The organism is Lewinella sp. 4G2 (genome assembly GCF_001625015.1).
Classification (GTDB): domain Bacteria; phylum Bacteroidota; class Bacteroidia; order Chitinophagales; family Saprospiraceae; genus Neolewinella.
Genome location: NZ_LVWJ02000014.1, coordinates 129,736 through 148,339 on the forward strand (window position 1 = coordinate 129,736; position 18,604 = coordinate 148,339).

10 protein-coding genes are annotated in these 18,604 nt (G+C 57.2%); 1 reads left to right on the forward strand and 9 read right to left on the reverse strand.

The window, feature by feature from the left end:
* Positions 1 to 90 precede the first annotated feature (90 nt).
* From A3850_RS02445 to ruvA, 5 genes are all read right to left on the reverse strand, one after another.
* Positions 91 to 576: a flavodoxin family protein gene (locus A3850_RS02445; RefSeq protein WP_068213866.1), complete on the reverse strand. Its 486-nt coding sequence runs from the start codon at positions 574 to 576 to the stop codon at positions 91 to 93.
* Complete coding sequence (locus tag A3850_RS02450) at positions 577 to 2,802, reverse strand: PD40 domain-containing protein (RefSeq protein WP_157500840.1); 2,226 nt, start codon at positions 2,800 to 2,802, stop codon at positions 577 to 579.
* Between the two features lie 112 nt (positions 2,803 to 2,914).
* On the reverse strand, positions 2,915 to 4,027 hold the full coding sequence (locus tag A3850_RS02455) for a ferredoxin--NADP reductase (protein ID WP_068213871.1): 1,113 nt from the start codon (positions 4,025 to 4,027) through the stop codon (positions 2,915 to 2,917).
* Between the two features lie 184 nt (positions 4,028 to 4,211).
* Complete coding sequence (gene sprA, locus A3850_RS02460; RefSeq protein ID WP_068213873.1) at positions 4,212 to 11,828, reverse strand: cell surface protein SprA; 7,617 nt, start codon at positions 11,826 to 11,828, stop codon at positions 4,212 to 4,214.
* 143 nt (positions 11,829 to 11,971) lie between these two features.
* Positions 11,972 to 12,562 (reverse strand): Holliday junction branch migration protein RuvA, encoded by a 591-nt coding sequence (ruvA, locus tag A3850_RS02465; protein ID WP_068213875.1) that lies wholly within the window; start codon positions 12,560 to 12,562, stop codon positions 11,972 to 11,974.
* Positions 12,563 to 12,857: 295 nt separating this feature from the next.
* On the opposite strand from ruvA, the gene A3850_RS02470 reads away from it, so the two are divergent.
* Positions 12,858 to 13,886: a dipeptide epimerase gene (locus tag A3850_RS02470; protein WP_068213877.1), complete on the forward strand. Its 1,029-nt coding sequence runs from the start codon at positions 12,858 to 12,860 to the stop codon at positions 13,884 to 13,886.
* A gap of 175 nt (positions 13,887 to 14,061) precedes the next feature.
* Here the strand turns inward: A3850_RS02470 and A3850_RS02475 are convergent, their stop codons facing one another.
* The 4 genes from A3850_RS02475 to A3850_RS02490 all read right to left on the reverse strand — a co-directional run bounded on the left by A3850_RS02475 (position 14,062) and on the right by A3850_RS02490 (position 18,528).
* Positions 14,062 to 15,342, reverse strand: coding sequence for an NAD(P)/FAD-dependent oxidoreductase (locus A3850_RS02475; RefSeq protein ID WP_068213880.1), 1,281 nt, complete (start codon positions 15,340 to 15,342; stop codon positions 14,062 to 14,064).
* Positions 15,343 to 15,453: 111 nt separating this feature from the next.
* A complete protein-coding gene (locus A3850_RS02480) occupies positions 15,454 to 16,212 on the reverse strand; it encodes a TIGR02757 family protein (protein WP_068213882.1) in 759 nt (252 codons plus the stop codon).
* 205 nt (positions 16,213 to 16,417) lie between these two features.
* Positions 16,418 to 17,701: a sugar MFS transporter gene (locus A3850_RS02485; protein WP_068213883.1), complete on the reverse strand. Its 1,284-nt coding sequence runs from the start codon at positions 17,699 to 17,701 to the stop codon at positions 16,418 to 16,420.
* Positions 17,702 to 17,769: 68 nt separating this feature from the next.
* Positions 17,770 to 18,528, reverse strand: coding sequence for a DUF1080 domain-containing protein (locus tag A3850_RS02490; RefSeq protein ID WP_068213885.1), 759 nt, complete (start codon positions 18,526 to 18,528; stop codon positions 17,770 to 17,772).
* Between the last annotated feature and the right edge of the window lie 76 nt (positions 18,529 to 18,604).

The following is an 18,604-nucleotide window of genomic DNA, read 5'->3' on the forward strand; positions in this document are numbered from 1 at the left end:
GTGCAGGGGAAGTGGGATAAAATTACGTGAACTTTGAAGAATGACCTCGGTGCAAGGACGGCGCCTGAAATTGAAGGGTTGCGTAATCCGTTAGAACGGTAATTGCTTTTCGATGACTACCATTTCGTCTTCAAGGTAGGCGTGGTAGTTGTGGAAGAAATCCATTCCCAGGTACTCAGCCGTCCTGAAAAAAGGGTCGTAAAAGCTGGGTGGCACCTTTTTGTCCTGACCCACCGAGACCACTACGAGTTCCTTGCCCCGTAGCTGCCTTCCCAATTCTTTGTGGGTAATCAACAGGTCACTGAACCGGTCCAGGAAATTCTTGAGGAGCCCCGACATGGTGTACCAGTAGATCGGGGTGGCCAGCGTGATCTCATCCGCTCCTAAAATATAGTACCGGAAAACACCCAGGAACTGGTCATCCTCGGGGTAGTCCTGATCGTATCGAAAGGGGTAGATCTTGAAATCGAGCAGGTCAATGGTCGTGGCCCTGCTCTTAGCGGCTAGATGTTCCACTACGCGGAAGGTATCTCCGTCCGCTCGTGCCGAAGCCTGAATGATGAGGTCTTTACCCATTTAGTACCGTACTTCTACCCGCTCACCTCCCTTTCCGGTTTCGTTATTTCCGAAACCGAAGATCTTGAAGTGGCGCTCCGCAATGCCGAGGTCCACCAATTCCAGTTGAAGGGTACGAGCGCGCTCTTCACTCAGTAATTGAGCGGCCCGTCGGTCCATATCAAGCGGGGTGTGGACGCGTACTTCAACGACGCCACGCGCTTCCTGAATGATGCGGTACAATTGTTCCACCCCGCCGTAACCTTCTCCACTAATGTAGGCGGTGTTGGGTACGAAGCTGATGTCAATCAACTGCCCGGGCTCCGTAGAGCGGGGTGCGTAAGTGCGAGTCCGAACGTCGTCGGTACGAGATGAGCGCCGTGTCTGCGTAGTACTTCTATACTCAACTGGTGGTGCGTAGCCCCCTCCTCTGGCTTCCCAGGTATTACCAGCCGGTGTCTCATAGCTGCTGGGTCGGGCGGGTTCGTAGCGAGGAGTTGTGTACTGAGCGGGAGGCGGAGTATAGGCCGGTACGGACTGGTTTACGTACTGCTGGCCACGTAAACGTGCCAGTTCCTCCCTTAAGGCTTCCAGTTCCGTCTGCTCCCTTTGGTACTGTTCATCGATCCGGGTGGCCTCGGCGATGGCGGTTGGGTTTTTGGGGAGCGTCCGTTGTAGGTCGTATTCCCACCGCTGGGTGATCGTTTGGTTGTCGCCGTAAAAGGAGGGGGTAGGTGTTCCCTTTGCGGTTGAGCGGTTGAGGCTATCCCGGCGCTGCCGTTCCCGGATCTCGGCCAGTTCACTGGAGGCAGCCTGGCTGGTATTATTAACTCGAGTAGTTGGAAGCGCTTCCTGCTGCCTTGTTGTTGTGAGTGGATCCGAAGAACGGTTCCTTCCCGTTGGGTCTCCCGCCCGACTTTCCGTCGGCCGGCGGTAGCGTGACCCGCCGTCACTGATGCGCTGGCGTTCGCTTTGCTGGCGGTTGAACTTGGCCTTCATGGCTTCGATCTCCCGGAGTTGCTCATCCAGGCGTGCCTGCTCCAATGAGGAACGGGGTTGCGTATCCCGTAGGATTTGGGCCTCTAGTTGAAGGACCCGGTCGTAGTCAGCCTGGTCCAGCACTGCTTGCCGTTGGTAGCTTAATTCGTTCAGACTGGCCTCGTAAGCTTTTATTTGCTCGGTCAGTTTACGCACTTTGGTCGTTTGGGTACGGCCAGTGATTTGGCTATCGGTGTACAATCCACCAACCGGGATGCCTACTTCGTCGATATCACTTAACTCATTTCCGTCGACGATGCGTTCATCGGTGCGCAAGAAGACAGACGTGCGATCTCCCAATTCAACGATTTGGCGGAGAGTAGCGCCACTCGTCAGATTGAGGACACCCGTCTGCGTGGAGGCGTCCACTACCCGGCCGGGAGCGGGGTAATCTTTTGGGTTGACCATCATGCCCCGCAACTCCCCGGCATTGAGGGAGGGGTTAATGGCGACTACCGCCATGCTGTTTCTGGCATCATCCGTGAGCCCCAGGGAAAATCCCTTCACGGAGATTGGGATGGCGGTCAGCAGGGGCTCCTGCCCCCGTTCGGGTTGGCGGAACCAACCCTGCCCGGAGCGGAAGAAGTAGAGAGTGCGGCCGTCCGCAGCGAAGAAGGGTTTGGATTCATCCGTTGCGCCATTCAGCTCCGTTGCCGGTTCTGGGTTGGACCAGCTTCCATCCCTACTCAAAACACTTCGGTAGAAATCCTTTCCTGCCGTGCCTTCGCTGCGGGCGTAAATCAATTCGCCGGTCGCGAGGTTGTAGGCTACGTCTTCTTTGCTTGCCACGTCACTTGGCACCTGCGCCAGCGCCCTGCTCTTCCAACCACGGCCATCTCGCTGGAGAATAGCCAAATGAAAGGGGCCATCGCCCCGAAGCACGGCGAGGCGGTTTCCGTCGGCGCTGAAACCTAAGGGGCGGTCGGCGCGCGCCGTATTGATGGGTGCCCCAACGTTCACGGCCCGGTTCCAACTACCATTGGCGTTGCGGGTGCGCATCCAAATATCGGCGGCTTTATCGCGGCCCTGGTTATTTTTAAAGTCCGGCCGGACGAAGTAGAGTTCGGTTGCGGCGGGGTTTAGTACAGGTTGAATTTCGACGGTCTTGCCGCTTCCAATCACCGCTGCGTCGCGTTGGGCGAACAGTGCACTAGGGCTGCAAGTGAGCAACATCAGGAGGGAAAGAGAGACCCAGAATAGATTTTTCACAGTGATCGCTTTGGCCTTGAGACGCGGGCGGGCGGGTTTGGTCAACGCCGGCGCTGCCTTAAGATAACGATTCACCGCTATATGTGGTTGCCTTTCCGTTTCCGGAGGCTACTTACCCGGCGTCAAAATCCACTTCAATTTCCGGGGTGGTGGCGTGCGCCTGGCAGGTAAGGATAAAACCATTGGCTACTTCCTCATCGTCGAGGGCAAAGCAGACTTCCATCTTTGCGCCGCCCTTGACGACTTTGGCCATGCAGGTAGAACAAGCCCCCGCCAGACAACTGTAGGGAGGCTGAGCGCCGGCCGCCAGCAAGCCGTCGAGTACCGTCTGGCCGGGTTCCAACTGAACGCTGTGGGACTTCCCGCTGATGGTAGCCGTGACCTTCGCCTGGTCCACTTCACCGGAGACGGGCTTATCGCTACGGACACTATTAGCCGAGACAAAGCGCTCGGTGTGGATGTGCTTTTTGAGGACGCCGAGGCCGAGGAGTGCCTGCTCCACGTCATCGATCATCTTGCCGGGGCCGCAAATGAAATACTGGCGGTCCTCCACCATTGCTGGGTGGCGCTGCATGAATTCCTGAACCGCCTTGATGCCGATGCGACCAGTGGCTCCCCGCCACTGGGGCTTGCTCCGGCTGAAGAAGCCCTTCAGGCCACTCGCCTTGAATTTCTTGGGCCGGGAGAGCGTGTGCTCTACCTCCAACTGGCCCTCATAGCGCTTTTGCAACTGCTTAAGCTGCTCCTCAAAGATGATGGAGTTCTCGTCGCGGTTACCGTAAAACAGGTGGACCTTAGATTGGGGCTCGGCCTCCAATACCGACTGCAGGATGGACATCAGCGGCGTGATGCCACTTCCCGCGCCGAAGAGAAAGTACTCACGGCGGCGAGCGTGGTCCGGCTTTAGCTTAAAGCGCCCTTCGGGAGGCATGACGGCTACCGTATCGCCGGCGGCTAGCCGATCCGGAATGTGGTTGCTGATGACGCCGCCCTTCACCCGCTTGACGGTAACGGCGATCTTTTCCTCGTGGGGCGCGGAACACATACTGTAGGCCCGGCGCTCCTCCTTACCGTTGATGACGAACTTTAGGGTGAGGTACTGACCGGCCTCGTACGCAAATTCGTCCGCCAAGTCAGTGGGTACGTCGAAGGCTACCGTAACGGCCTGGTCCGTTTCCGTAGTGATGCTGGCAATGGTGAGGTCGTAAAACGTGGGCTGGCTCATGCAGGAAGGCGGTTAGGCAGGCGAATGTCGGAACTATCGGGGGCATTTCCTTCCCCTACCCTCTCCGGAGTGGATTGGTTACTGTTTTTTGACAAGAAGGGTGTTTAGTCGGGTAGTCGGGTAGTGCACGTGTGTCATGCACGCACTACTCGACTACCCGACTACCCGACTAAAAACTACCCTACTAATTAAGTTGGAACCTCACCACGATACCCCCACTCGCCGCCGTCTGCGGGAAGCCGAGCGGATTGAACGGGGTCGTTTTACGGTAATCGAAGAAGGCTCGGAGACCCAGGAGATTATTGACCTGATATTCCACCGATGGCGCGAAACTCAGTACGCGGCTACCTTCGGTGATCTCCCTGATCTGTGGGTTGAGGCGCGTAGCGTAGGTCTTCCCGTCCCGTAAGCTGAAGTTGAACTGGATGTCCATATCGCTTACGTTCAGGCGGCCACCGGAGCGGCTATTGTTGCGGTTGGCGCCGGTTTGGCCGACGTTGTCGCCGGCATCTCCGTCGCGTCGTCTACGCTTGTTCTTGCCCCCCTGGAGGAAACCGATCTCCACTCCCTGGAGGACGATACCGAAACCACCGACAACTTCCGTACCCACCTGCTCGCTGAGGAGCTTGCTGACGATGTTGATGCTCCGGTTATTCGTGCTCTGGTAAGCGAAGTTGAAGCTTAAGCCGTTCTGCATCTCCGCCTCGATTGAAATCAGCGGTGCGAAACTCTTAGATTCCGTAATGTTGGGGATTTCGATTCGCGGGAAGAAGTTCAGGCTTACCGTATCGTACCCGTTTAGCGCCGGGTTAGTGCTTTCTTCCAACGAAGCCAGGTAATCCAAACTCGTGCCGTAGCTGCTGATGGTGAATGCCGATTGGTAGCCGTGGGTGATATTAATTCTGCGGAAGACATTACTTAGATTGCCCACCTTATCGAGCCCGTTGTAGGTGAGTCGCCAGTTCGGGCTGGCCTGCAGGTTAAACGGATTGAGGTCGGAGGTAGCCGCGTCTTCACCACGGTAGGCAGCAAGGAAGGCGGGCAGGAGGACGTCCTGTTGGTTTGGTCCGTAGCCAAAAGCATACCCTTGCTCGGCCAGTTCCGGATCCTGGTGGGGCGTATTACCCCCGAGGCGTTGGGAAACGACCAATCGGTTCTCGTCAAAAGTCTCAAACAGGGCGTCCAGCGCCATGGTATCCTGATTGAAGAGGGCGCTCGCGCCACCGTTCGAAAAGGAAAGAGCTCCATCCCGCACGGGAATGAGGTGCTCAAACTGGGCGTTAGGGTCGGTCTTAGAAGTCACCTTGAACGTCTCCGTATAGTTTTCGGAAAAGGACCGATCCATCGTCAGTTCCAGGCGGAAGTCGCGGAAGGGTTCGATGGTGGCAGCTACGTCCCAATCACGGGTATAATTCTGAACGACGTCCTGGCTCAAGAGCGGATTGGACGAGAGAACGCCGGCGGAGGCCATGTCAAAGAGGAAATCATTGTCGCCGCGGCGATCGGCCACGTCCAGTTCACGGATAGTAGGTTGGAGACCACCGACGAATCCCCAACCGGGGGAATCAAAACCGTCCGCCAATCCGAAGAAGCTCGGCTCCGGCAGGTAACCGGGGATGACCGTACGGAAGTCCTCAGAGAAATTACCACGGACGCTACGCAGGGCCAGGAACGGACGGACAATCGCTCGCGTCGCCCCACTCGGGCCATCATTTTTCTTCTTCTTGCGCTTTTTATCGTCGTCTTCCCCATCTTTATTATCGTCGTCACGGGACGTTGTCTGCGGGCGGGTCCGGCCCTGTCGCTGGGGGCGATTGATCTTGCGGAGAAAGTCGAACTGATCGTAGAATTTCTCGAAGTTGAGGTTAGCCGTAAGCTGGCGCGTCTGGCTGTTTTGAATGAGGTTACCCAAACCTTCGTCCTGCAAACTCAACGGTGCGGCGTTCCAGGAGAAATTGCCGAGGTAGTTGGCGCGGACGTCCAGGAAATCCAGGAAGGGGATATACCGGAGCGGCAATTGGTAGCTGGCGTTAATGCCCTGGGTGTAGAGTTTGGGTCGGCCACCATTCTGTAGTCCATCCCAGATGGCATCGCGGCGGATTTGGTCCGCATCGGGGTTCCCTAACAGTTCTGTTTCCCGGGGTTCGTCAATGGTCGTCGCCATGTTGGCGTTGTATCCCAACTTGAGGGAGCGCGTCAGGTCCCAATTCAAGTTATAGGCCCGGACCCAGGTAAATCGTTTGTTATAAAAGGTGTTGAATTGCTCATCTACCCCGGCGAAGCGGTACTTAGTAGTGGCGAAACTCCGGTCAAGCACGTTCGTAAACGAGAAAGAGTTAGGTAACGGATTGACATTGATCTCACTCAGTAATTTGAGGTACTTACTCTTCACCCCCTTGAAGGGTTCGAGGGAGCCACCCCTGCCACGCGAGTAGGTATAATCCAGGGCACCGGTGTAGTCATTGATCTCTTCCGCTTCGATGAAGGGATCCGATCGCTGCGTTTTGGTGTACCCGTAGCTCAGGCTCAGGTTAGCCGGACTGAAGGGGCTGTTACCCGTAGCCCCGGCCGGTGCAATACGGACGTTATTTACGTTGATGGCGGTGATCTTATTGATCTCTTGCGCCTGTTCCCGAATGGAATCTCTTGCCTCCCGGGTGTCCGCCAGATCGGTCTTTTCCTTCACGCGGATATCCAGATCGTAGGGGTCGTATTCCGGCGTACTTACGTTGCGGCTGTGTTGGAGGTAAACCGGTAACTGTAGCCCCCACTTCTGCGGGAAAAAACGGTCCACGGAAATATTCGCCGCCAAATCGTACCCGGAAGTGGCCTCCCGGTTTCTCTCGGTTACGGAATTATCGAGACCACCGAAGCCGATACTGCTATAATTGGCCGCGGCCGTAATGGAACCAAGGTCCGCAAGCTGGATGTCCGCCCGGGCAAGGCCGGCTACCCCGCCGCGTTCGTCGAGGCCTTCCAGGCGAAGTTCGTTCACCCAGACTTCCGCGCTCAGGCTATTGTTGTTCAGGTCCTCTTCGTTCTTGAGACCGATCATGAACACCTTGACGAAGCCGAGGTTCGGGTTACCCTTCACGCGAATGGTGTGGGTGATGTTTCGCAGCTTCTCCACGTCAGAGCTGGCCTTTGGCTGGAAGGTGGTGGAGTATTCCTGGGTGATCGGGATTCCCGTTTCGTTACGTTCCAGTTTAAGCTCGCGCAGGAGGTCCAGGGGCAGATCCACCTCGTTTTCCGCCAGCCAGACCGAATCAGCGTAGGATCGGGTGTTGGTAAAGTTGGAGTTTTCCCCCAGAGCTGCGGCGAATCCGGTGGTGTCGGACATTCGCAGCGGCACCTCGTATTCGTAATAGTTCTGTTCGAAGTCGGAACCCATCCGTAGGAAGAGTTTGAGTTCCCCATCCTCTGGCCGGTTGAAGCGGCTTTCACCGAGGGCTTCGGCGTGGACGAACATCTTCATTTCGTCGTACAGCCGCAGGTCCGTATCGGTGTACTTGAAGACGGCCTTGCGTTCACTGGGCTTGAGGTTCTGGACCTTCAGGACCAGCGATTGCTCGTTCTGCAGTGTGTTCACCACCCCAATGTTCTGCTCCCGGCGGATACCCGTAGGTAGCACGTAGTTAAAGGGTTGCCGTGAACTGTTCTCCTCAATGTTGACGGCGTCAATGTTAAACTCTGCGGCGGCCTCACCACCAATCACCGGTGGAGCGTCGCGGAATTCCCGGTTGTAACGGCGCCAGGAGTTACGTACCAGTTCAAATTCAGCGAAACGGAGTACCGTGGGTGCCTCGAAGCCCGTCATGTACATCCGCATGAAACGAATGGAACGGAAATCCTGGATGCCACCTACGGCAACGCGCTGCTCGTCGTTCAGGGGGACGCGGAAACGGAACCAGACCCGGCCATTCGCCGCCTCAATCCGGTCGGTGATGTAGGGCGTTTGCTCCTGGTCAAATTCCCGTGGGCGGGTTGCACTCTGCACGAAGGGGATCTCGTACTGGAAGTAGCTTTCGGCTTCGTTCAGGGTGTTGTCCTGGTTGATGTCCTCCGCATCGGGAATGTTAGTCGTACTCTCACGGGTGTTGCCCCGGGTGTTACTGTTGGCCCGGCTGTTACCCTGGACGCCGTTCCAACCGATGAAGCGGGTAAGGAAATCCGTCCCGTCGGGATAGCGGTCATTATTGTAGAAGAAGAAGTTGTCATTTGCGGGGTCCTCTTCAATAAGCTGGCGGGCGGCGGTGTTGGCGCTCCCCACGTCTTCAATGTATTCCGCAAACTTGGCGCGTTCCATTTCGTCGTTGGAGCCATCGAGGCCAACGTCCTGCAGTTCCCGCGTTTCGGGGTCGTTGTCGAAGCCACGGGTGATCTGTTGGGCTACGGGTACGCGAGACCAGTTGGTTTCATCAACGGGGCGGTTCGGGTTGGCGGGGCCAGGCAATCCATTTTCGAAAAACTTACGGCTGTCCTTCAGAATGTCTTCCGAGATGTTACCCAGGTTCAGGTAGAGCGTACCCTGCTTTTGGTCGGCGTCAATGGCCGGCGACTGGGGGTTCATGCCGTCCAGGAAGGGAGAAAGCATCCAGAATTCAACGAATTCGATATTGGCGGACTGGAAATCCGGCGTCGTCATTTCCCGCATGATACCCGCCCAGCGGGTTTCCGGAGCATTCAGTTTTACCGGAGCGATGGGGTCATTCTCCACCTGTACACCACGGGTCAGGCCCGGCGTACCAGCGCGGGTATCAAAGTTATAGGGCCCCCGAATGTTGGGGTAGAACACCATATCGAAAGTGGTGAACGGGTTCCGCTGTCGCTGGCTGGGCGGAATATCGACGTTGGGGAACACCTCCTGCTGGGGCACGAAACTGGCGTAAACGTTGTCCTCATCGTTCGTCAGATTACGGGCATTCGGTTCGGCCCGGAACCAGTTCAGCATGGCTCGGTTGGCACCGGAGACAAGATCATTCGTCCGGGTAGCTTCGGGGAAGAGCGGGTTATTGTTCGCCGCATCATTCTGCGGAATGGAGGACATGAACCACCGCTGCACGGGCACCATCAGGTCGATCGGGCTGGCCGTCCCCTCGAAGTCATCGAGGTAAACCAATCCGTCCTTATCGTCCCGGCTGATGTTGATCGCATTACTGTGGCCCGGGCGTAACCAGGCCGTCTCCGCCGTCAGGCTGACGTTGGACGGCGCCGCGGTGCTGTAAAACGGTAGCTTATCGACCATCCGGGTGATGAAGCCGGACTCCCGCTGGTAGGTAGCGTCCAACCCGTAGATCGTGTTATTGATGGGGTCTTCGCCCAGGTTAACCTTCTGGGTAAAGGGCCGCTCAAAGAGTTTCATGTAGGTACCCCCGACGCTGAAATTGTCGTTGATCTCGTAGTCCGCCCGTAGCCCCAGCATCGTTTTGGTCTGGAGGCTAAAAATGGTATTGTCCTCAAAGGAGACATTGATCGGCACCCCGGAACTCAGGATGGCATCATTAAGGATCCTTACGCGGCCGGTGGAGTAGTCCACCGAATAATCCCGGCCTTCCTGCAGCAGGGCGCCACCCGCCGTCACGCGTACGGACCCCGGGGGAATGTTGAAGGCACCGAGACTGATCTCAGATTGCACGCTCGACTTATAGGAGCCCCGGATCGCAAAGCGGTTCTTTTCGGGGAACTCCCGCGCTTGGAAGATCGTCGAGTCGTAAAGTTCCTGGTAGACGAAACGGTCGCGGTCCTCCGGCGCAAGGCGGGCGGAAAGGTCGCTACCGAAGGGCTCCAGCGTAGGGAAGTAGATCCGGCCGGTCGTCGGGTTGATGGTGATGCCCGGTACGAAGTCAAAGACACCATCGGGGGCGGGGTCCAGCTGGGTATTGAGACGGTCCAGGTTGAAGGCACGAATCAACGGTAAGCCCTGTACCTGCGGTCCGTTTGGCTCAGCTGATAAGGGTACGGGAAGGAAGCGCTTGAAACCCTCTCCTGGGTCTTCGTACTGGATGTCGAGACGGAAGTCTTCCTCATTCACCTGGTAGGCACCGAGGGAGTAGACGTTCTTCATCATCAGATCCCAGGTAGGCTCCCCTACCCGTTGGGTGGAGGACTTCAGCATTTTGGTGAAGAGTACCTGGGTAGCGAAGGTGCTCGTATCCCGCATCGGCCGGTTGGGGTTGGTCGTATTGGCCAATTGACCGGTACTGTTATCGGTATTCACGGAAAGCTCACCTACCCGGAAGATATTTCCGTTGTACTTGTAGCGGTAAGAAACGGCCACGACCTGGTCGGGCTGCACGTTGATGTTCAGGGAGATGAAGCCCAGTTCCGGGTGCACCGTGTATTCCCGGGGCTGGAGTTTACGGGCAGACACCTTCTCGAAGTCACGGATCTGCTGGAGGCCGAAGCGAGCCGATTGGAGTGTAGAAACCGCCTGGTCGATATTCCGGACGGATTCTCCAGCGTTGACGATCCTTCCGTAGAGGTCGTTAGCACCGTTATCCGGCAGGCGGACGTCGCTGGGGCATATCTGGCTGTAGCGATCGTCGGTGGCATTAACGTCGACGGCGCCGGGGTTGGTCAGGTTCCTTTCGTTGGGCTCGGAAAGGTCGGCAAGGGCAATAATGTCCCGGACTTCAAAGACCTCGTTCCGGTCATTCGTAATCCAAACCTCAATGTTTTCGGCGTGAAAGAGGCTATTGATCTGGGGGAGATTCTCCAGGGCATCCTCGTAGACGTCGCGGTTGTAGTGGCTGAGGAAGAAGTGGCGGTTTTCGTCGTAGCTATCGGCGTAGACCTCGAACTCAGCGAGCTGGCTGCCACCTTCGATGGTCAGCTTCTCGCGTTGGCTCCGCTGCTGGGAAGCGATGGCCGTCAGTTTCAGGTGGCCAAACTGTAGTTCGGTTTTAAGGCCGAAGAGGGACTGCGCTCCTTCGATCAGGGTACCGCGGAGGGGAAGGCTGACGTCACCCGCTTCGATCTTGCGGAGGATGTCATCTTCCGAGAAGGCCTCGGAGTTGTAGTCCAGCTTGATCTGGTTATCAAAGTTGAAGGTCGTTCCGGTGTTGTAATTGGTATTCAGTTTGAGCTTATCCCCGATCTGGCCCACCACGTTCATGTTGATGTCCATGTCGAAATCGAAGATCGTATTGCGGCGAAATTGCTCAACGATGAAGGGGTTATCCTGAAACTGGTAATTCACCCCGAAGCTGAGGTCCACCCCACCCTGCGGCTGGATGCTGATCTCCGTCCCCCCGAAGAGGTTGCTGATCACGTCCGGGTCCAGCTCAATATCGGCCAACGGGTCGCCAATATTGACGGCATCATCGGGGTTACCGACGCCGGCCAGGTTCTGGAAGTACTTGTTCTTTTGCTGCTCCTGCTGGTACTGGAGGTACTCGTCAAAAGTCAGGTAGGTTGGTGGCCGGAAGTCAAACTGGCCCATCTTTTCCCGGACGATGTAGGTGCCCGTTTCGGGGTCGTATTCTACTTCCCGCGTTACGCTGGCGGGGTCCTTCAGGTCAATTACGTTGCGGTTCGGGTCGTCGATGAAGTTACCCTGGCGGTCGCGGAGGGGCGGGAGGGTATCGATTGTGGAGGTGGGTAGATCGAGTTGCGGGTTGCGCGTTGCGTGGTCGCCACTCGCTGTACCATACTCGACGTTCGAATACTGAAAGGTGACGGCCTCGAAGAGCTCCCGCACCACATCGGGTGCCTGGCCTTCCGGGGCGTCGGTTGTGTAAGGGGCGTAAGTGAAACTAAGTGAGAGTAAAGCAGAACCTACGGCGAGTAAAATCTTATTCATAGAAAGTCCGAATAAAGGCCCGGGATTATGTGGGCGCCCACCAGAAACGGCAGATAGTTGCGAAAACTGTACCGCTGGTTGATTTTAATAGAAAGCACGGGCTCAGGAAGGCAGCCCGATTGGGGGGATAAATCAGGTTCCGACTAAGACGAAAGCTCCCGCAGTGCGAGTTTGATCATCTTCTCCGTTCCGGCGCCGGTTTCTTTCGCCAACACTTTGTTAAGCGCGCGTTGCACGGCGGGCCGGGCGAAGCCCAGGTTTACCAAGGCAGATAACGCCTCCGCCCGCTCGGTATTGCTTTGTGGGGAGAGCATTGTCGGGGCCGCGAAGGAATCTTTCATCAATTTGTCCTTCAGGTCCAAAATGATGCGCTGCGCCGTTTTCGGGCCGATGCCCTTCACCTTGCGGATACTGGCTACGTCTTCTCCCAAAATCGCCTGCCGTACCTCGTCCGGATTCATGCTCGAAAGCACGATCAGGGCCGTAGATGGGCCTACCCCGCTCACGCTGATCAGCAGGCGAAACAGGTTACGTTCCGTCTCGTCGTAAAAACCAAACAGGGTCTGCTGGTCTTCCTTCACGTGGAAGTGGGTCAGCAACTTAGCCTTGGTGGCGCTCTCGATCTTGGTGTAGGTAAACAAACTGATATTGATGTGGTACCCTAGCCCCCCGGCTTCGATGACAACGAAGCTCGGATTCTTGTGCGCAATCGGCCCGGTAACGTAGGTGATCATTTTAGTCAGTTTTACTGGCTAGCCCCCAAAATCCTTTTAAGAATGCGGGGGCCGGCTCATTTACGGGCCGCAAAGATAACCTTAATGGCTGACTGTCAGGCCGGTTGAATGCTGACGGTTTTTGTCAGTTATGCGCCCCGAGGGAGCACGCTATTTACTATGTGGCGCTGCCGCGGGTGCGGTGCAAATGGGTAATGCGCCGGGCCGACAGACCTCCGCCCCAAACCAAAAGAAGTAGCGGACTACGGAGGGGCCAAACCTCAAACGACGCTAAGTTTTGTGGTAAATTTCCCCCATGCAGATCATCGTCCACCCTAAAGTTCTTCCCCTGGCCAATCCCTTCCGCATTGCCCACGAGTCCCGGACGGAGCAACCCACCCTCATCGTGGAATTGGTGGACGCCACCGGCCGGTCCGGATTCGGGGAAGCCGCCATGACGCGGTATTATAGTCTTGACTCGGCGGAATGCGCTAGCGCCCTACAAAACCTCGCACCTGCGTTAGCGCTCAGAAAATCGTTGAGCCCCGCAGCACTGCATGACTTCCTGGACCGCGAAGCCCCTACCCTCCACCCCTTCCTCCGCTGCGCATTAGACGTCGCCGCACACGACCTGGAAGGCAAGCACCAAAACAAGAGAATCGGAGAACTCTGGGACCAACCCGCCCGCCGGACCCCTACCTGCTACACGATCGGGATGGGCAGCATCCCCGAAATGGTGGCTAAAGTCAAAGCCTTCCCCTGGCCGCTCTACAAAATTAAACTCGGTGGTGATGGGGATGACCTGGACATTATTCGCGCCCTCCGCAACGTGACGGACGCCCCCTTCTACGTGGATGCCAATACCGGCTGGACCGCGCAGCAAACCATCGACTACGCACCCGAACTGCAAGCAATGGGCGTCCTCCTCATCGAACAGCCCCTCCTGGTAGCGGACGAAGCGGGGCAGGCACGCGTAAAGGCCGCCAGCCCCCTCCCCATCATCGCCGACGAAAGCTGCCAAACGGAGGCCGATGTGGCGAAGTGCGCCGAACTTTTCGACGGCATCAACATCAAGATCGTAAAGTGCGGTGGCCTCCTGCCCGCTCGCCGGATGATCCAAATGGCCCGAGAACGGAAACTGCAAGTAATGGCGGGGTGTATGACCGAATCCAGCTTCGGTATCAGCGCCATCGCCCAACTCCTGCCGGAACTGGACTATGCGGATATGGACGGGGCCATGTTGCTGGCCAAGGACCCAGGCGAAGGCGTGACCTTCGACCCCCGGACCGGGCTGGCTATTTACCCCGATCGCCCAGGAACGGGGGCCCGGTGGCGGAATGAATAAAGTTGATGGATGGGGACCGAAAAAAAGAACCCCCGTACCCGTCATAGAGGGTCGGAGGCTCGTTTTACACTCACTAGTATATGAAACTTAATCAACTGCATCTTTAACCCGAAGAAATCGGGTTTTGTTATTTGTGGCGACAAATTAATTTCATAATGTTTTGTCAACCACGAAGTTACTTGCCGGAGGGGGTAGCTCCGGTGGGCGCCGCGACGGTCGTTTTGCCGCGAAAAAGCTTCCACCAGAACATCGGTTTGACGAGATTTCCCCGCAGTTCCAGGTCCGTGTACATTCTAGAGAGTAGCTCCATGACGCGAGGGTTGGCTACCACGATGGAAGTAATTGCGTTTGCCAGCCATTTCTTGCCGACGATCTGCTGAAAGCGGTAACTGAGGCGCAACTCGGAACGCAAAACGCGCGCAATGCGGACGTCGTAATCCGCCAGAAAAGCCGCGTCGAAACGCTGCTCCTCGAGACAACGGGCGGCCAGTTCCGCGGCAATGAAGCCGGAATAGATGCCGTTGCCGATCCCCTCCCCGGTAAGGGGGTCGATCAGGTGGCCAGCGTCACCGATGAGTAGGTAATTATCTCCGGAGAGCGTCCGTTCCTTCGAGCCCAGCGGCAAACCGTAGCCAGCCGTAGGCGTGATCTGCTCGGCCCCAGCGAAACGCTCGGCGAATTGGGGAGAAGCGATGATCTTGTCGAAAGTCTTGCGCAGGTTCATTTTCCGCTTCTTCACGATGTCCGACCGCAGGCCGAGCCCGACGTTAGCCTCGCCGTTGGGCAGGGGGAAGATCCAGAAATAACCCGGCGTCAACTCCTCCAGAAAGTGAAGCTCAATGAAGTTATCCTCGTGAAAGCCGGTGACGCCCTTAAAGTAAGCGCGGACCGCGGCGGCGTGGTGTTTATGCTCCACCTCCTGCCCCGCTTCCTTACGGCTAAAGCGGGAGTGAGACCCGGTACCATCGATGAGCAGATTGCAGGACCAGGTCTGGCTACCATCCTTTGTAGTGACTTCGTAGCCAGCGGCGGTTTTCGCCCATTTCGTCACCTCCGTGTTGAGGTGGAGGTCGATGTTGTCGCGCCGTTTCACCTCGTCGATGAGGAAGCCGTCAAAATCCATCCGTTTGCTGACGTAGCCCGGCGCCTGGTCGGGTACTCGTTCGTAGCCAATGTTGAAGGGCAGCTCGATCAGTTTGTTGGAGGGACTGTAGAAGCGGATACCCCAAACGTCCACCGGGTCGAAGCGCTTGCGCAGTCGGTTCATGATGGCCGGGTCCAGGCGGTTGAGCAGCGTGGGCACCTTCCCGCTGAGCGCATCCCCACACACCTTGTCGCGTGGGAAATCCGATTTGTCAATCAGTACGCTGGGCACCCCGAGGTAGGATAGCTTGAGGGCAGTAGCAGCTCCGGCGGGTCCCGCTCCGAGGATGACGATGGGGGTTTGGGTGGTCATGGGGCGAAGGTAGTAAGTAGGGAGTTGCGAGTTGCAAGTGTCGAGTTGCGAGTAACAAGTATCGAGTTGCGACTTGCTACTTGATACTCTTTACTCGCAACTTGCTACTCGCTACTCATTAACCCCCGCCCCAAACAACGCAAAATCAAACCTGCACGGGTCTTCCGCATCGTACCGCTTCAGGTTACCCGTGAGTTCGAGGACGGCGGCCCAATCGGTTTGCTTCCGTTTCAGGAGGCCCCACTCGCGGGCGACGCGCTCTACGTGGACATCTACCGGAAGGCAGAGTTGGCTGGGTTTGATGTTGGTCCAGTATCCGAAATCTACGCCCCGGTCATCGTCGCGGACCATCCAGCGGAGGAACATGCACAGGCGTTTGCAGCGAGACTTGCGGGCCGGGGTGGCCACGTGTTTCCGGGTACGCTGCGGCGCGTCGAGGAGGCTAAAGAACAAGTCGTGGAACCCAATTAAGGCCGGCTCGATGGTGTCATCTTCGGGTTTGAGGTAGCGGGCGAAGGCGTCTTCCAGGCTGTCGTGTTGCCGGTAGTACCACTGTAGCCAGCGCAGGAAGTAGCGGGTGTCCTCGAAGTTAAAGGTGCGGTGCTTCCAATCCGCAAATCGGGCGTAGTCCTCTTCGGTGTGGTTGAGGATGAATTGGTAGGGGCGGCCGTCCATCAATTCTACGAGTTGCGTCCCCTTATCAATGATGGTTTGGCGGCGGCCCCACGCCAAAATGGAGATCCAGAAGCCAATGATCTCCCGGTCCTGTTTGGTCTCGAAGGCGTGGACGAGGCCGATGGGGTCGTCCGGCACGAAGTCCGGCTGGTTGTACTGGTCGTGGTAGTGGTTTAGTTTTTCCTTTAGCGTCATGGGCGGGATGAAAACGGGGATGGCCGACCTTTGGTTGCTCCTCGCCCAAATCCACCGCACCCGCGGCAGCGCCACGCAGTAAGTCCCGTACTCAGTCGGGGCGCAAGGCAGTAAGTCCCATCCTCAATCGCGGCGATCTACCTAAATTGAAAAAGCCAGACCACGGCGATCGCGATCTGGCTTTTCCAATTGGGTTGCCGCAGGCTTACATCGCCGAACCCGGCACGCTGAGGACCTCTGCTTCCGTCGCTTTCCGCCGCCGCTTCATGAAGAAGTAGAGGATGGCAAAAGCGCCGATCAGGACGAGGGGGAAGAGGGCAATGTTACCCAGCGCCGCCTGGCCCGTAGCCAATTCCGCCGCCTCACCGCTGAGACCCGCTGCGAGGGCCTCCTGGCGGCCGCTATCGATCCAGCCACCGATGATGGGGTTCCAGATGCCCGCGCCAAGCATGCCCGCGCCGCCGATGAGGGACATCCCGAGAGCACCCGTTGAACTCAGGTTCTCCGCCGTAAAGGCCAGCATATTGGGCCAGAAGTAACAAATACCCAGGGCGAATACGGCCGTACCGACGTAGACCATGCCACCCGTCACGCTCGAGAGAATGAACAGACCAGCACAAGCCAGAATGGCACTGCCAAGGAGTACTCCCGTCGTATCGAGGCTATTGATGAGCGGACCGGCGAAGTAGCGCCCCGCCGCCATAATACCAGCCGTCATGGCCAGGAGTATCATCGGATTGGCACCCGCGCTACCGAGGATACGCTCGACCCACTGCGTGGCGCCAAACTCCGTCGTAGCCGTCATGGTCATCAACAGGGCAATGACGAGGAAAAGTGGGGTGAAGACTCCCTTCACGTTCTCGCCCGTGTCGGCACTGATGTTGACCGAGCGGGGGAAGGCCTGGCCCAGCATCAAGAAACCGTAGATAGCCGTAGGAATCAGGATGATACCGATCAGTACCTGCCAGGAGACGGCGTCGCCCAGCGCGAAGGCCAGCACGGAACCAATAACGATACCGCCGGGGAACCATACGTGAAATTTGTTGAGCATCTCCCCCTGCTTATCGGGGTACATATCCGCGATGAGTGGATTACAGGCCGCTTCCACGGAACCATTGGCGAAACCAACGAGGAAGGTTGAGATCAGCAGACCGTAAAAACCTCCAGCCGTGATCGTAAGGATCAAACCCAAGAGGTGGGAAGCGAAGGCTAACCAGAGTAGGTTCTTGGGGCCGACCTTATTGTAGATCGCGCCACCCACCATCATCGCGACGGGGAAGCCAAAGAAGTTCATCGAATTCACCCAACCGAGTTGAGCGTCGCTCAGGCCAAAGTCCGCGGCGAGGTCGCCAAGAATGCCCGCCCGGAGCGCAAAGGTCATCGAGGTAACGATGAGGGCCACACAGCTGGCCAGGAAAAGGCGGTCCCGATTTTCGGGGACACCGCCGGGGACTGCCCCAAGATTAGTACTGTCAATGATTGTTGCCATGATCTAAATTAAATTTCAAAAATCCGGGGGCGCGTAAGTCGCGGCGGCCGGTAAGATGGTGTAGTGTATTATTTACTGATTTCGCGGATCCGGATGTTGCGGAACCAAACCGGGTCCCCGTGGTCCTGCAGGCTGATCTTGCCCTCGGTGAACATCCCCCAGTTGGGCATGTCCTTAAACTTGGAGGCCGCGATCATTTCTTTCCAATCCTCACCGGTGTTGCTGTAGACGACTTGCTGCTCGCCGTTGAGCCAGTGCTCTACCTTACCGTCGGAGACGATGAGTTTAGCCACGTTCCATTCCCCGGCGGGCTTCACGTTTTCGTTGCGGACGGACACCATGTCGTAAAGATCACCGGCCCGGTGGGTCTCGATCTCAGCGTCGGGGTGGCAGGTGTTGTCCAAGACCTGCATTTCGGGGCCGGTCTTCCAGGGGTACTCGTATTCGTCGGTCTCCTGGACGTTGTAGATGATGCCGCTGTTGCCGCATTCACCGATCTTCCATTCCAATTCCAGTTCGTAGTTGCCGTAGGCTTCGTCGGTGATGATGTCGCCGCCGTCGCTTGCCTGCCAGCCTTCTTTATCCCCAACTTTGAGGTGAATGGCACCTTCGTCGATCACCCAGGCCGCACCGGGTTCGCCGCCGCCGTACTTGTGCCAGCCGGAGAGGTCCTGGCCGTTGAAGAGGGGCTTCCAGTCGTCATTGGTGGTCATCTCCTCGGCCTTCGCGTTAGCACTCGTGGTGTCCGCATCCGCTGGCGGTGCAGTCTCCCCGCAGGCTACGAGGATGGCAAATGGAAGGACAAACAACAAGCACTTTTTGAACATACTGATCGACTTTGGGAGGCGTAATATAATAGATTAGTCCCCGATCACGGCACGTCCGCCCCAATATCCCCACCAT

What these genes read in the sequence shown, in the direction of transcription:
- A3850_RS02490 (WP_068213885.1), bottom strand. Translation starts at nt 18,528, where the DNA reads ATGTTCAAAAAGTGCTTGTTGTTTGTCCTTCCATTTGCCATCCTCGTA.
- A3850_RS02445 (WP_068213866.1), bottom strand. Translation starts at nt 576, where the DNA reads ATGGGTAAAGACCTCATCATTCAGGCTTCGGCACGAGCGGACGGAGAT.
- sprA (WP_068213873.1), bottom strand. Translation starts at nt 11,828, where the DNA reads ATGAATAAGATTTTACTCGCCGTAGGTTCTGCTTTACTCTCACTTAGT.
- A3850_RS02475 (WP_068213880.1), bottom strand. Translation starts at nt 15,342, where the DNA reads ATGACCACCCAAACCCCCATCGTCATCCTCGGAGCGGGACCCGCCGGA.
- A3850_RS02470 (WP_068213877.1), top strand. Translation starts at nt 12,858, where the DNA reads ATGCAGATCATCGTCCACCCTAAAGTTCTTCCCCTGGCCAATCCCTTC.
- ruvA (WP_068213875.1), bottom strand. Translation starts at nt 12,562, where the DNA reads ATGATCACCTACGTTACCGGGCCGATTGCGCACAAGAATCCGAGCTTC.
- A3850_RS02485 (WP_068213883.1), bottom strand. Translation starts at nt 17,701, where the DNA reads ATGGCAACAATCATTGACAGTACTAATCTTGGGGCAGTCCCCGGCGGT.
- A3850_RS02455 (WP_068213871.1), bottom strand. Translation starts at nt 4,027, where the DNA reads ATGAGCCAGCCCACGTTTTACGACCTCACCATTGCCAGCATCACTACG.
- A3850_RS02480 (WP_068213882.1), bottom strand. Translation starts at nt 16,212, where the DNA reads ATGACGCTAAAGGAAAAACTAAACCACTACCACGACCAGTACAACCAG.